The organism is Streptomyces sp. Je 1-332 (genome assembly GCF_040730185.1).
GTDB lineage: Bacteria > Actinomycetota > Actinomycetes > Streptomycetales > Streptomycetaceae > Streptomyces.
Genome location: NZ_CP160402.1, coordinates 1,106,736 through 1,119,702, shown reverse-complemented (window position 1 = coordinate 1,119,702; position 12,967 = coordinate 1,106,736). Strand labels below are relative to the sequence as shown.

General features: G+C 70.5%; 14 protein-coding genes. 7 read left to right on the top strand and 7 right to left on the bottom strand.

Annotated features, from left to right (window positions below; all coding sequences use genetic code 11):
- Positions 1-14: 14 nt before the first annotated feature.
- The 4 genes from ABXJ52_RS05230 to ABXJ52_RS05215 all read right to left on the bottom strand — a co-directional run bounded on the left by ABXJ52_RS05230 (position 15) and on the right by ABXJ52_RS05215 (position 4,584).
- Entirely contained in the window at positions 15-1,343 is a 1,329-nt protein-coding gene (locus ABXJ52_RS05230) for an MFS transporter (RefSeq protein ID WP_367048815.1), read from the bottom strand.
- Positions 1,344-1,452: 109 nt separating this feature from the next.
- Positions 1,453-2,490, bottom strand: a complete 1,038-nt coding sequence (locus ABXJ52_RS05225) for a hypothetical protein (RefSeq protein WP_367039610.1) — start codon at positions 2,488-2,490, stop codon at positions 1,453-1,455.
- A gap of 100 nt (positions 2,491-2,590) precedes the next feature.
- Positions 2,591-3,574: a hypothetical protein gene (locus tag ABXJ52_RS05220; RefSeq protein WP_367039608.1), complete on the bottom strand. Its 984-nt coding sequence runs from the start codon at positions 3,572-3,574 to the stop codon at positions 2,591-2,593.
- A gap of 77 nt (positions 3,575-3,651) precedes the next feature.
- Positions 3,652-4,584, bottom strand: coding sequence for a hypothetical protein (locus ABXJ52_RS05215; protein WP_367039606.1), 933 nt, complete (start codon positions 4,582-4,584; stop codon positions 3,652-3,654).
- 96 nt (positions 4,585-4,680) lie between these two features.
- Here ABXJ52_RS05215 and ABXJ52_RS05210 point away from each other — a divergent pair, with 96 nt between their 5' ends.
- The 3 genes from ABXJ52_RS05210 (at position 4,681) to ABXJ52_RS05200 (ending at position 7,794) form a co-directional block, all read left to right on the top strand.
- The gene (locus tag ABXJ52_RS05210) at positions 4,681-5,118 is read left to right on the top strand and encodes a DUF4442 domain-containing protein (RefSeq protein WP_367048813.1); all 438 of its coding nucleotides are present in this window, start codon (positions 4,681-4,683) and stop codon (positions 5,116-5,118) included.
- A gap of 206 nt (positions 5,119-5,324) precedes the next feature.
- Positions 5,325-7,028 carry a carboxylesterase family protein gene (locus ABXJ52_RS05205; protein WP_367039604.1) on the top strand — a complete coding sequence of 568 codons (1,704 nt, stop codon included), beginning with the start codon at positions 5,325-5,327 and terminating at the stop codon, positions 7,026-7,028.
- Between the two features lie 82 nt (positions 7,029-7,110).
- On the top strand, positions 7,111-7,794 hold the full coding sequence (locus ABXJ52_RS05200) for a DedA family protein (protein ID WP_367039601.1): 684 nt from the start codon (positions 7,111-7,113) through the stop codon (positions 7,792-7,794).
- A 19-nt stretch (positions 7,795-7,813) separates the two neighbouring features.
- Here the strand turns inward: ABXJ52_RS05200 and ABXJ52_RS05195 are convergent, their stop codons facing one another.
- Positions 7,814-8,344, bottom strand: coding sequence for a gamma carbonic anhydrase family protein (locus tag ABXJ52_RS05195; RefSeq protein WP_367039599.1), 531 nt, complete (start codon positions 8,342-8,344; stop codon positions 7,814-7,816).
- A 158-nt stretch (positions 8,345-8,502) separates the two neighbouring features.
- Here ABXJ52_RS05195 and ABXJ52_RS05190 point away from each other — a divergent pair, with 158 nt between their 5' ends.
- Positions 8,503-9,240, top strand: a complete 738-nt coding sequence (locus ABXJ52_RS05190; RefSeq protein WP_367039596.1) for an acyltransferase — start codon at positions 8,503-8,505, stop codon at positions 9,238-9,240.
- 87 nt (positions 9,241-9,327) lie between these two features.
- Here the strand turns inward: ABXJ52_RS05190 and ABXJ52_RS05185 are convergent, their stop codons facing one another.
- Complete coding sequence (locus tag ABXJ52_RS05185) at positions 9,328-10,191, bottom strand: DMT family transporter (RefSeq protein WP_367039594.1); 864 nt, start codon at positions 10,189-10,191, stop codon at positions 9,328-9,330.
- A 94-nt stretch (positions 10,192-10,285) separates the two neighbouring features.
- Here ABXJ52_RS05185 and ABXJ52_RS05180 point away from each other — a divergent pair, with 94 nt between their 5' ends.
- Both ABXJ52_RS05180 and ABXJ52_RS05175 read left to right on the top strand, forming a co-directional pair.
- Positions 10,286-10,870 (top strand): XRE family transcriptional regulator, encoded by a 585-nt coding sequence (locus ABXJ52_RS05180; protein ID WP_367039592.1) that lies wholly within the window; start codon positions 10,286-10,288, stop codon positions 10,868-10,870.
- Between the two features lie 69 nt (positions 10,871-10,939).
- The gene (locus tag ABXJ52_RS05175) at positions 10,940-11,500 is read left to right on the top strand and encodes a YbaK/EbsC family protein (RefSeq protein WP_367039589.1); all 561 of its coding nucleotides are present in this window, start codon (positions 10,940-10,942) and stop codon (positions 11,498-11,500) included.
- A 23-nt stretch (positions 11,501-11,523) separates the two neighbouring features.
- On the opposite strand, the gene ABXJ52_RS05170 is transcribed toward ABXJ52_RS05175, so the two are convergent.
- Positions 11,524-12,741, bottom strand: coding sequence for a CaiB/BaiF CoA-transferase family protein (locus ABXJ52_RS05170; RefSeq protein ID WP_367039587.1), 1,218 nt, complete (start codon positions 12,739-12,741; stop codon positions 11,524-11,526).
- Positions 12,742-12,823: 82 nt separating this feature from the next.
- On the opposite strand from ABXJ52_RS05170, the gene ABXJ52_RS05165 reads away from it, so the two are divergent.
- Positions 12,824-12,955, top strand: a complete 132-nt coding sequence (locus ABXJ52_RS05165) for a hypothetical protein (RefSeq protein WP_367039584.1) — start codon at positions 12,824-12,826, stop codon at positions 12,953-12,955.
- Positions 12,956-12,967 lie beyond the last annotated feature (12 nt).

The window sequence follows — 12,967 nt, the reverse complement described above, 5'->3', positions numbered from 1 at the left end:
CGGGCGCGTTGGGCTCACCCGAGCCGTCGGATAGGGGCTTCGGCGTCGGTCGAGGCGGCGGTGGGGTCGACCGTGGGGGCCGCGATGGGTGTCGGGGCCTTGGTGATTTCCTTTGATGACGTGCGGCGCGTCAGATTGCGTACGTCCGGTACGAACAGCACCAGGGCCGTCACCACGACCACCAGCGCCGCGCAGCCCCACAGCGACGTCGAGCGCCCGAAGGCCAGTTCCGCCGGGCCCGCGAGCGCTGTGGCGAGCGGGACCATCGCGATCGAGCCGAACCAGTCGTAGGCGGCGACGCGGGACAGTTTCTCCTCGGGGATCTCCTGGTGCATCGCCGTCATCCAGGAGACGCCGAACACCTCGATCGCGACGCCGCTCACGAACATCACCGCCGCCAGCCCCCACACCGGCAACGGCACCGCGAGCGCCGCCGACGGCGCGGCCAGCGGGAAGACGCAGAGGGTGCCCGCGAGCAGCAGGCGCCGCGGCTTCCACCGCATCATCAGGAACGCGCCACCGACCGTGCCCGCGCCGAACGCACCGAGCGCGAGACCCCAGGGCCCCGCCCCGCCGAGCTCGTCCCGGGCGACCAGTGGCCCGAAGACCGCCTCGGCCGCGCCGACCACCGCCACCACCACGGAGAACTGCGCCACGATCGCCCACAGCCACGGCCGGCCGATGAACTCCCGCCAGCCGTCCCGCAGATCGGAGAGCAGGCCGCCGCCGGGTTCGCGCGCGGGGATGTGGCTCACGTCGAGGAACGATCGCAGCGCTCCCGCCACCGCGAACGCCGCCGCGTCCACCGCGAGCACCCAGCCGGGCCCGATCGCGGCGACCATCAGGCCGCCGAGCGCAGCGCCGCCGAGCCCCGCGCCCTGCATCGCCATGCGGTACAGCGCGAAGGCGCGGCTCACCTGCTCGCCACTGACGGTCGACATCAGCATGCCTTCGGCGGCCGGCCCGAAGAACGCCTGGCCGGTGCCGCCGAGCGCGGTGAGCAGCATCATCGACCACAGCGGAGGCGTGCCGGATATGACGAGCACCGCGAAGACCGCCTGCGAGAGGCAGTTGAGGGCGTTGGCCGCGACCATCACATGGTGGCGCGGAAGCCGGTCGGCGACCGCGCCGCCGATCAGCAGGAACAGCACGAGCGGCAGCGTGCGGGCCGCCGCCACCAGACCCACGTCCCCGCCGTCACCACCCGAGTCGAGCACGGCGAACGCCGCCGCGATCAGGGCACCGTGGCTGCCCAGGTTGGTCACGATCGCGGCGGCGGTCAGCAGGCTGTAGTTGCGGCCGGCCCAGGCGGGGCGGCGCACGGCGGCGGGATTGGTCACCAGGGGACTATCGCCGCCGGAGCACCGACTTGCCAAACCGATTCCGCACGGGGCAGTACCCCACGGACGGCTCAGCGGAGCAGTGGCTCAGGACTCCTCGCGGAGCAGTGGCTCAGGACTCCTCGCCGTCGCCGTTCAGACGTACCGTGCTCAGGATCTTCTTCACCGTCGCGTCGGGAATCTCGTCCTTCACGCCCTTGGCGCCGTACATCGACCAGGCGACGTACTCACCCTCGGCGTTCTTGAAGGCGAACGTCGTGGCCTTGCCGTCCGAGTCGCATTTGTCGGTCTTGGGGACGCCGGACGTCGTGGAGGTCGCGACGCTTCCCTTGACGCCCGACGCGGTGGTGAACGACTCCACCTTGCCGACCTTGATCTTCTTCTTGTCGGCCTTCTTCTGGCCCGTGTAGCCGCCGAAGACCCACCACGCCGAGTCGTTGCGCGCGACGTCCTCGGTGTTCTTGGCGCCGTTCTGGCCCTTGGTACCGACCGTGCCGAGGGACGTGTCGTCCTTCGTGCCGTCCTTGTCGTCGTCGAACGAGCACCACTTCGGCTTGAAGATCGCGGGCGCGGACATGCCGATGAGCGCGCTGCCGTCGCCCTTCTCGCGGTCCTCGAAGCCGATGAAGGTGCCGGGGGTCTCCACCTCCCAGTCGGCCGGGACGTCGAAGGCGGTGCCCCACTTGGGGTTCACGACGACCTGCCAGCCCTTGATCGTCGGCTTCGGGTCGTTGCCCGTGCCGCGCTCGCTGCCGCCCTCGTCGGTCGGGGTCGGCTTCGGGGACGCGGACTTGGCGGGAGTCTTCTTCTCCGGCTTCCCGTCCGCCTCGTCGTCCTTGTCGCCGCCAAGGACGAGGAAGCCCGTGACACCGGCGGCCACCAGGACGGCGAGCGCCGCGACGATCGCGGTGATCTTCGTCTTGTTCCCGTCCCCGCCCTGACCGCCCTGCTGAGGCGGCATGGGCGGCGGCGTCGGCGCGGCCCACTGCGCCTGCTCGGGCTGCGAGAAGGCACCCGAGTGCGGCTGCTGCTGCTGGTATCCCGGCTGCTGATACGGGTTCGGCTGCTGGTACCCCGGCTGCTGGTACGGGTTGGGATTCTGATCCTGCGGGTTCTGCTCGCCCCCGGGCGGCTGCTGTCCTGGCCACATGGGCAGTAACCATAGAGGGGCTTGTGGCCTGATGTCATCGCTGCCCTCGTGGGGGGCGGCGGCACATCGGGTCACAAGCCCCGCCGACGTACGAAACGACTCAGGAAGCCGACGGGTCCCCGTTCAGACGCACCGTGCTGAGGATCTTCATGATGGTCTCGTCCGGGACCTCGTCCTTGACGCCTTTGGCGCTGTAGAGGCTCCAGGCGACGTACTCGCCCTCGGAGTTCTTGAAGCCGAACGTGATGGCCTTGCCGTCCGAATCGCACTTGGAACGCTGCGGCGCGTTCTTGGACCGGGCCCACGCGATGCTGCCCTTGATGCCCGACTTGGTGGTGTAGGGCTTCGCCTTCTCGTCGACGTGGAGGCTCTTCTTGTCCGGCTGCGTATAAGGGCCGTAGACCCACCAGCCGACTTGATTCACGGCGACTTCGTCCGTGTTCTTCGCACCGTTCGCACCCTTGGTGCCCGTGGCCGAAAGCGCCTTGTCCTCGTCCTGGCCGTCGTTGTCGCTGTCGGAGGAGCACCACTTCGACTTGTAGTACGCGGGCGCCGACATCGTGATGAGCGGCTCACCCGTCTCGACGTCCTCGAACGTGACCGAGGACTTCGCGGCCTTGATCTCCCAGCCGGGTGGCACGTCAAAGGCGGTCCCCCGCTTGGGGTTCACCACGACCTGCCAGCCCTTGACGGTGGGCGCGGGGCCGTTGTCGGTGCCGCGGTCGTCGCCCTCTCCCTCCGTCGGGGAGTCCGCCGGGCCGGGGTTCCCGGCGGTTGACTTCTGAGGGGCGGCGGCGTTCTTCTCGTCATCGCCGCCCCCGAGCACGAGGAACCCGGTGACGCCGGCGGCCACTACGACCGCGGCGGCCGCCACCAAGGCGATCACCTTGGTTCTGGAGCCGTTGCCGCCGCCTTGCGGCTGGGGAGCTCCCGGCATGGCAGGCGCGTTGCCCCACTGCCCTTGCTGTTGCGCGTCGGTCTGCTGGTACGGGTTGGGCTGCTGGTATCCCGGCTGCTGGTACGGGTTGGGATTCTGATCCTGCGGGTTCTGCTCGCCCCCGGGCGGCTGCTGTCCTGGCCACATGGCGGGAAACGATACGGGTCATGAGACAGCGTCAGGGCGGCAACCCCTGGTGGGAGGGCCCGGGGTGGGGCGGTTGATCAGGATTTGGACCCGTTGCCGTATTCACGCACCGTGCTGAGCATCTTTTTCACCGTCGTGTCCGGAACCTCCCCGCTTACGCCCTTGGCCCCGAAGAACGACCACGAGACGAACTTCCCCCGGGAGTCCTTGAATCCGAAGGTGATCGCTTTGCCGTCCGTTCGGCATTTCTCCGTCTTCTCGAGGCCGGAGACCGAGGAGGTCGCCACGCTGCCCCGGATGCCGGACCTGGTGGTGTACGACTCCACCGCGCTGGTCTTGATGCTCTTCCGGTCGGGCTGGCTGTACAGGCCGTACACCCAGGTCGAGGAGTTCTCCTTGGCGATCTCCTCCGTGCTCTTCGCGCCGCGGTTGCCCTTGCTGCCGGCCTCTGCCAGAGGCGTGTAGTCCTTGATGCCGTCCCGGTCGGGATCGCTGGCACACCACTGCTTCTTGAGCACGGCGGGTGACACCACTGCGATCAGGATGCTGTCCTCGTCGTCCGCCTCCCCGACGGCGTCCACCCAGTCGCGCGACGTGAGCTCCCACTCCGGGGGCGCGTCGAAGGCGATGCCGCGCTCGGCGTTCACCACCGTCTTCCAGCCCGCGATCGTCGGTTTCGGCCCGCGCCCGACACCGCGGTCGTCGGTTACTTCCGACGTGGCCGGTCCGGGGGAGGCGGACGACCGCGAGGGGTCGGGCTTCGCGTCGTCGTCCTTGTCACCGCCCAGGACCAGGAAGCCCGTCACGCCGGCGGCCACCACGACCGCAGCCGCGGCGACGAGGGCGATGACCTTGGATTTGTTGCCGTTGCCCTGGGGTGCGGGTCCCTGGGGTGCGCCGCCGGGAACGGTGGGCGTGTTCCAAGGCGCGGGCTGCTGGTACCCCGGCTGGTGGTACGGATTCGGCTGCTGGTTCTGCCCGCCCCCGGGCTGCTGCTCTCCTGGCCACATGGGCAGCAACGATAGGTGACCGTGATCTACGCGGCGCAGGGTCCTGGTCAAAGAACGCTACTCGTGGGTAACATTCCGTCCATGAGCGCTGACCAGATGTCGATAGGCGAGATGCTCGCCGCCACCGTGCCGATGGCCCGGACCCTGAACCTCGAGTTCCGGGAGACCACGCCCGAGAAGGCCGTGGTCGCCCTGCCGGATCAGGCGGACTTCCACAACCACGTCGGCGGGCCGCACGCCGGAGCCATGTTCACACTGGGGGAGTCGGCGAGCGGCGCGATCGTGCTCGCCGCGTTCGGCGAGCAGCTCTCGCGGGCCGTGCCCTTGGCCGTCCGCGCCGACATCGCCTACAAGAAGCTCGCCATGGGGCCGGTGACCGCCACCGCGACCCTCGGCCGCCCGGCCGCCGAGGTCGTCGCCGAACTGGACGCGGGGCAGCGGCCCGAGTTCCCGGTGGCGATCGCGATCCAGCGCGAGGACGGCGCCGTGACCGGCGAGATGACCGTCGTCTGGACGCTGCGCCCCAATAACTGAGTCGCGTACGGGCGTTCGCTTGCGTACGTTCATTGAACACAGCGGCGTCACGTCGGCCGGACCACGGGGGTTCCGACCGGCGCGGCGCCGTTCTGCGTGATCCCGTCCTGCCGTTTCGGCCGGCTTTCCGTTCAACTCATTGACACGAGTCAGTAGTGGTCATAGTTTCCGGCCGCCAGGGTTGACGTCTTCAAGGGAGTCACCGCATGAGACGCACGGGACGCACGCGACGCGCAGGACGTGCAGGACGCAAGCGAAGTGCCCGCACCACCCTCACCCTCGTCGCCGCCGCCGCGGCCCTGCTCACCCCACACCTCGCGCAGGCCGCCCCGCAGGACGTTTCCCCGAGGGGCGGTGGCACGCTGGTCCATACGGACGCGGGCTGGCTGCGCGGTGAATCCACCGCCGAGGGGCGGCAGTTCCTCGGTATCCCGTACGCCCAGCAGCCCGTCGGCAACCTCCGTTGGAAGGAGCCACGTCCCGCCAAGCCCTGGCAGGGCGTGCGCGGCGCGACCTCCTTCGGCAACCGTTGCGTGCAGAGCGCGAGTTGGGACCCCGGCTACGAGAACCCCAGCCACACGGAGGACTGCCTCGACCTCAACGTCTACGCACCCAAGGATGTCCACGCACCCAAGGGGCAGCACAAGCCGCGGCCCGTCCTGCTCTGGCTGCACGGCGGCGGGCTCACCGCGGGCGCGGGCGAGGACATCGTGCCCGACACCTTCGCCCGCCGCACCGGCACGGTGGTCGTGACCGTCAACTACCGCCTCGGCGCCATGGGTTTCCTCGCCGGCAAAGGCCTTGACGATGAGGCGTCCGCCCGCGCATCGGGCGACTACGTATCGGGCAACTACGGCATGCTCGACCAGCAGGCCGCGCTGCGCTGGGTGCGTGCCAACATCGGCTCGTTCGGCGGCGACCGGCAGCGCGTCACCATCGCAGGCGAGTCCGCGGGCGGCCGCTCCGTCTGCACCCAGCTCGCATCCCCCACCGCCAAGGGCCTCTACCGCGCGGGCATCGTGCAGAGCGGCGCCTACGGAGACTGCGCCGCCCGGCAGCGCGACGAGGCGCTCGCGCAGGGCACGGCGTTCGCGAAGAAGGCCGGCTGCCCCGACCCGGCGACCGCCCTCGCCTGTCTGCGCAAGAAGCCCGCAGAGGCGATCCTCGCGGCGCAGGGCGGCTTCGACTGGGCACCCGTGGCGGGCGGCGACTTCCTGCCGGTCCAGCCCGAGGAGGCGTACGAGAACGGGACCGCCTCCCGGGTGCCCGTCCTGAACGGCGCGAACAGCGATGAGGGAACGCTCTTCGCCTACGGCCAGTTCGACGGGCAGGGCAAGCCGCTGACCGAGGAGCAGTACCCGGGCGCGCTCACTCAGACGTACGGCGCCGAACTGGGCGCCAAGGTCCTCAAGCGCTATCCCGTGTCCCGGCACGCCTCGCCGACGCACGCGTACGCGGCCGCCCAGGGCGACCAGATGTTCGCCTGCTCGGCGCTGCGCATGGACAGGTCGCTCGCCGACCGCGGCCCCGTCTACGCCTACGAGTTCGCCGACCGCACCTCGCCGCCCTTCGCCTCGATCCGGGACGCGGGCGAGACGTTCGACTTCGGGGCGACCCACGTCAACGAAGTGCAATATCTTTTCAAGCACTTCGGGCTCGCCTCGCCCCTCGACGCGGAACAGCGGGCGCTGGCCCGGCAGATGGTCCAGTACTGGGGCTCCTTCATCCATGGGGGTGCGCCGCGCGCCGACGGCCAGCCCACCGCGCCCGACCAGCGGTCACAGCCGGGCCGGGTGCTCTCGCTGCGGACCGCGTCCGCCGGTGGCAACGCGGTGAGCGGCGCCGTGGCCCGCGAGCACCGGTGCGACCTCTGGGACCGCGAAGGCTCCCGCCCGGCCGACGTCGGCTGAGCGGGTAGGCTGCCCGGCGTGCGCGATCTTGGGGGGAACGCGCACGCCGGGTACACGCACACCAGCACAGGAGGAACCGGCCTTGCACGTCCAGGAATGGCTGGAGACCGTACCGGCCGTCAGTATCTACGCGCTGGTGGGCGTGGTCATCGGACTGGAGAGCCTGGGCATCCCGCTGCCGGGTGAGATCGTCCTCGTCTCCGCCGCGCTGCTCTCCTCTCAGCACGGCGAGCTCAACCCCGTCATCCTGGGGATCTGCGCCACCGCGGGCGCCATCATCGGCGACTCCATCGGGTACGCGATCGGACGCAAGGGCGGCCGACCGCTCCTTGCCTGGCTCGAACGCAAATTCCCCAAGCACTTCAGCGCCGCGAACGTCGGCAGCGCCGAGGAGTCGTTCCAGAAGTGGGGCATGTGGGCGGTCTTCTTCGGCCGCTTCGTCGCCCTGCTCCGGATCTTCGCGGGCCCCCTCGCGGGCGTCCTTCGTATGCCGTACTGGAAGTTCCTCATCGCCAACGTCCTCGGCGGCATCGTCTGGGCGGGCGGCACCACCGCCGTCATCTACTACATCGGTGTCGTCGCCGAGGACTGGCTCAAGCGGTTCTCGTACTTCGGCCTCGCCATCGCCGTGCTGATCGGCGTCGGCTCGATGCTGCTCGTCAAGCGCCGCGCGAAGAAGTCGGCAGCGGCGCGTTCCGAGGCGGCGGCCGCAAGCGATGCGCAGAAGGCGGCGGCCGAGCCCGTCCCCGTCCCGGCCGCCGACTAACGTCGGCCGCCGACTGACGTCACTTGGCGTGGGCGTCCCGGTGGGCCTTGGCCAGCTCCACGTACATCGTGCCGTTGAGGGTGATGCCCGCGCGCTCCTCGTCCGTCAGCGCGCGCCGCACCTTGGCGGGCACGCCCGCGACGAGTGAGCCGGGCGGCACGACCATCCCCTGTGGCACGAGGGCCTGCGCCGCGACCAGCGAACCGGCGCCGATCACCGCGCCGTTGAGGACCGTCGCGCCCATGCCGATCAGGCAGTCGTCCTCGACGGTGCAGCCGTGCAGGACGGCGTTGTGGCCGACCGAGACCCGCTCGCCGATGGACATCGGGAAGCCCGGGTCGACGTGGAGGCTGCAGTTGTCCTGGATGTTGCTGTCGGCGCCGACGACGATCGGCCCGCAGTCCGCGCGGAGCACCGCCCCGTACCAGGCGCTCGCGCCCGCGTTCAGCGTCACCTCGCCGATGAGCACGGAGGTGGGCGCGGTGAAGGCGTCCTGATCGATCTTGGGGTCCTTGCCGCCGATCCCGGTGACGAGTGCCTCGTGGCTCATCGGATTTCTCCATTCGTACGTGTCTCGCGCCTGGCGGAACCGTACGGGACGGGGGCGGGTCCACTGCCCTGTGGGGTGAAGATCACAGCCGCCCCGTGGGGTGAAGATCACAGGGGTACGGGCTCACCGGCGAGCCCGAGGCTGAGTAACGTGAGCGCGTGCCGAAGAACAGGAACACGTTCTCATCCGGGGTCGCCGACTGGCGGCGCCGCGCGACCCAGCGCGCTGTCCACGCGGGCTGGGCCTGGGTGCAGCGGACGGGAGCCGTCACCGCGCAGCGGCCGGGGCGGCTGCGGTTCGGCGCGATCGGACAGGGTACGAAGCTGTCCTTCCCGCAGGGGACCGTCTTCGGCGAGCCGTGGATCCGCATCGGCGACCACTGCATCATCGGCGAGCAGGTCACCCTCACCGCCGGGATGATGCCCGACCTGGACCTCGGGCCCGACCCGATCCTGCGCATCGGCAACGGCGTCGTGCTCGGCCGCGGCAGCCACGTCATCGCCGACACCACCGTGACGATCGGCGACGACTGTTACTTCGGGCCCACGGTGTACGTGACGTCCACGAACCACTCGTACGACGATCCGCAGGTGCCCATCGGCAAGCAGTGGCCGCGCATGGAGCCCGTCGAGATCGGGCCCGGGTGCTGGATCGGCACGAACGCGGTGATCCTGCCGGGGGCGAGGCTGGGGCGCAATGTCGTGGTCGCCGCGGGTGCGGTGGTCAGGGGTGACGTCCCTGACCATGCGGTGGTCGCGGGAGCCCCCGCTCGTGTCGTGCGGACGTGGGACCCCGAGGCTGGGTGGCAGCCGCCCTTGCGGACGCCTGCGCCTGTGCCCATCCCTGACGGGGTCACCCCGGAACAGCTGCTTGCGCTGGGGGAGTTGGAGGGGTAGTTCGCTGCCTTCCTCGGCTGCGGGCGCGTCGTGGCTTGTCGCGCAGTTCCCCGCGCCCCTGACGGGGCGCCCCTTCGCGGGCCCGTCTCAGCTCGCCAGCAACACCGTGCCCACCAAGGCCAGGCCCGCCCCCGCCGCCTGCACCCCCCGCAGTCGTTCCTTCAGTACCGCCCGTGCCGCTACCGCGGTGATCACCGGGTAGGTCGAGGAGAGCACCGCGGCCAGCGTGATCGGGCCGTTCTGGGCGGCGATCGAGTAGGTGCCGTTGGCCGCTACGTCGGCCAGGCCGACGAAGGCGAGAGCCGGAAGCGCCGCCCAGATCAGGCCCATGCCCGTGCCCTCGGGCAGTGCGGCGCCGCCCCGCTTCACGGAGACGAAGAGCGCGGCCCCGCCCGCGGCCACGTTCGTCACGCGCTGCACGAACAGGGCGAGGAACAGGCCGGTGAGGTTGCTCGACGCCTCGGAGATGAGGGCGAGGACCGCGCCGAAACCGAAGGCCGCGAGCAGGGTGAGCAGGACCGCCTGGCGCTGCACGGGGGCGCCGCGCAGTTCGGGGCCGCCCGCGAGCACGATGCCCACGATGGCGACGGTCAGCCCGGCGAACTGCGATACCCCCGGCCGCTCGCCCAGGAAGAGACCCACCGCCACCGGCACGACGACGCCCACGGAGGCGAGCGGCGAGACGACGCTCATCGGGCCGATGGCCAGGGCCTTGTAGAAGGCGAGCATCGCCACCGGGCCGAGCAGGCCTGCCGCCACCGCGAACCACAGTTGAGGTCCCCACTCCGTCCAGCCGCCCGTGGCGACCACGATCACGCCGAGGACGATCACGGCGATCGTCTGCGAGGCGACGACGACCGTGAGCGCCGGGATGCGTCGCGTCAGCAGGCCGCCGCCGAAGTCGGCCAACCCGTACAGCAGGCTGGTGGCCAGAGCGAACAGTGCTGTCATCGAAGATCCTCGCAGTACAGTGTGGTGAACCTTTAGGTGCACCACACCGTAGTTCACTATCCTGAACTCTGTCATCCAAAATAATGGACGGAATGTGTCGGATCTCGATCAGCTCACCCAGTCCCTCGCCCGGAATCTCAAGAGGTGGCGCTCGGAACGGGGTTTCACGCTCGACGCGCTCGCGGCCCGCGCGGGCGTCAGCCGCGGCATGATCATCCAGATCGAGCAGGCCAGGACCAACCCCAGCGTCGGCATAACCGTCAAGCTGGCCGACGCTCTCGGTGTCAGCATCACCACGCTCCTCGACTACGAACAGGGATCCCACGTCCGGCTCGTGCCGCCGGAGCAGGCGGTGCGGATGTGGTCCACGGAGGCGGGCAGCAGTACGACGCTGCTCGTCGGGACCGAGGCGCGCGGGCCCTTCGAGCTGTGGGCGTGGAAGCTGATGCCCGGCGAGGGCAGCGACTCGGACGCGCACCCGCCGGGCACCATGGAGCTGCTGCACGTGGCCGCGGGTGAACTGACGCTCTTGGTGGACGGCGTGGAGCATGTCGTGCCCGCCGGGTCGGCCGCGTCGTTCGAGGCGAACGTGGGGCACGGCTATCACAACAAGGGTGCCGTGCCGGTCGAGATGACCATGTCGGTGTCGGTGCCCCCGGCGCACGCCTCGTCGTACTGACTCCCGCCGGTTCTTGGCCGACCGGCTCCTGGCCGACCGACTCCTGCCGGAGCCTGTTAGCGTGCGGCCATGCGTGCACCCATGGGAGATTTCGACGTCGTCCGCCCCGCGCCCGAGGCCATCGACCTCCTGGTCGCGCCCGTCGCCGAAGCCGTGCGCGGATGGCGCGGGACCGTGCCCGCCGAGCAGGTACTCCACGTCGACACCGACCCGCAGTGGGCCGACACCGCCACCTTCGTGGAGCACTACGGCCAGGACATCCTGGAGCAGTCCGCGAACTGCGTCGTCGTCGCGGGCAAGCGCGGCGGCGAGGCCTCGCTCGCCGCGTGCCTGGTCCTGTCCACCACCCGCGTCGACGTGAACGGCGCCGTACGCCGTCAACTCGGCGCCCGCAAGGCCTCGTTCGCCCCGATGGACACGGCGACCGGCGAGACCGGCATGGAGTACGGCGGCATCACGCCGATCGGCCTGCCCGCAGACTGGCCGCTGCTCGTGGACGCCGCCGTCGTCGACCTGCCGTACGTCCTGATCGGCAGCGGCAGCCGCCGGGGCAAGCTCATCGTGCCCGGCAAGGCGTTCGCCGAGCTGCCCAACGCGGTCGTGCTCGAAGGGCTCGGCGTCGCCGCCTGACGCGCGCGGGCCTCACGCGCCGTTCACCGGCAGACGCCCTCCGCGCGCAGCCGGGCGATGTCGTCCGCGCCGCGCCCCAGCTCCCCGAGGATCCGCTCGGTGTGCTCACCCGCGGCCGGCACCGGATCCATGCGCGGCGCGACGCCACTCAGATTCGCCGGCGGCACCAGTGCCTGAACGGGGGCCGGGCTGCCCGGAATCGCGACCTCCCGCCACCGGTCGCGTTCGGTGAGAGCCGGGTGGTCGAGGAACTCCGCGACCGAGTTGACGCCCGCGTTGGCGATGTTGGCGCGGTCGAGCAGCTCCATCGCCTCGTCGCTGCCGAGTTCGGCGAAGCGCGTGGAGATGATCGCGTCGAGTTCGTCGCGGTGCGCGACGCGGTCGGAACCCGTCGCGAACCGTGGGTCGTCGGTCAACTCGGGCCGCCCGACGACCTGCTCGCACAGGGCCGCCCACTCGCGCTCGTTCTGCACGGACAGCAGGACGTCCTTGCCGTCGGACGCGGTGAACGGGCCGTAGGGCGCGACCGTGGCGTGCCGGGCGCCGACGCGGGGAGGCTGGGTGCCGCCGTACCGCGTGTAGTAGGCGGGCTGGCTCATCCACTCGGCGAGCGCGTCGAAGAGCGAGACCTCGACGGCCGGTGCGCGTCCGGTGGTCGCCCGGGTGAAGAGCGCGGAGAGGATGCCGCTGTAGGCGTACATGCCGCCCGCGATGTCCGCGACCGAGATCCCCGCCCGCACCGCCTCGTCGGGCGTGCCGGTCAGCGAGAGCAACCCGGTCTGGCACTGCACGAGCAGGTCGTACGCCTTTCGGCTCGCCCAGGAGCCGCTCGTGCCGTATCCGCTGACGGTGCAGGGGATCAATGAGGAGTAGCGGGCCTTGAGTTCATCGGCGCCGAGGCCGAGCCGGTCGGCGGCGCCGGGGGCAAGGTTCTGCACGAACACGTCGGCGCCCGCGAGGAGTTCGTGCAGGATCGCCCTGCCCTCGTCGGACTTGAGGTCCAGGGTGAGGGACTCCTTGGAGCGGTTGAGCCAGACGAAGTAGCTGGCCTGGCCGTGCACCGTGGTGTCGTAGCGTCGGGCGAAGTCGCCACCGCCGGGACGCTCGACCTTGATCACGCGGGAGCCCAGGTCGGCCAGCTGCCGGGTGGCGAAGGGAGCGGCGACGGCCTGCTCCAGGCTGACGACGGTGATGCCCGCCAGGGGGAGGTGATCGGCCGGTCGGTGGTGCGCCGTCGCCATGACTGCCCTTCGTCCGCGGGTGCTGCCTGAGTCTGTACGGTCACACAGGAACCGCGTCAGCGGTGGGTCACCGTCCCGCGCGATGCGAGTCCTGACCGCGGCGCCGGGTGCGCGCTCGGCGGCGGTCGTCGTTCACCTGATGCTCATGAGTGTCCGCACCGTCGGCCTCGCGGTCATCGTGCGCAGTTCAGTCGGGGCCAGCACCGTGCTGTGAGTACTGCTGCTC

Coding starts and splice junctions, on each gene's coding strand:
- ABXJ52_RS05225 (WP_367039610.1), bottom strand. CDS start 2,490: ATGTGGCCAGGACAGCAGCCGCCCGGGGGCGAGCAGAACCCGCAGGAT.
- ABXJ52_RS05220 (WP_367039608.1), bottom strand. CDS start 3,574: ATGTGGCCAGGACAGCAGCCGCCCGGGGGCGAGCAGAACCCGCAGGAT.
- ABXJ52_RS05215 (WP_367039606.1), bottom strand. CDS start 4,584: ATGTGGCCAGGAGAGCAGCAGCCCGGGGGCGGGCAGAACCAGCAGCCG.
- ABXJ52_RS05210 (WP_367048813.1), top strand. CDS start 4,681: ATGTCGATAGGCGAGATGCTCGCCGCCACCGTGCCGATGGCCCGGACC.
- ABXJ52_RS05205 (WP_367039604.1), top strand. CDS start 5,325: ATGAGACGCACGGGACGCACGCGACGCGCAGGACGTGCAGGACGCAAG.
- ABXJ52_RS05195 (WP_367039599.1), bottom strand. CDS start 8,344: ATGAGCCACGAGGCACTCGTCACCGGGATCGGCGGCAAGGACCCCAAG.
- ABXJ52_RS05185 (WP_367039594.1), bottom strand. CDS start 10,191: ATGACAGCACTGTTCGCTCTGGCCACCAGCCTGCTGTACGGGTTGGCC.
- ABXJ52_RS05175 (WP_367039589.1), top strand. CDS start 10,940: ATGCGTGCACCCATGGGAGATTTCGACGTCGTCCGCCCCGCGCCCGAG.
- ABXJ52_RS05170 (WP_367039587.1), bottom strand. CDS start 12,741: ATGGCGACGGCGCACCACCGACCGGCCGATCACCTCCCCCTGGCGGGC.
- ABXJ52_RS05165 (WP_367039584.1), top strand. CDS start 12,824: ATGCGAGTCCTGACCGCGGCGCCGGGTGCGCGCTCGGCGGCGGTCGTC.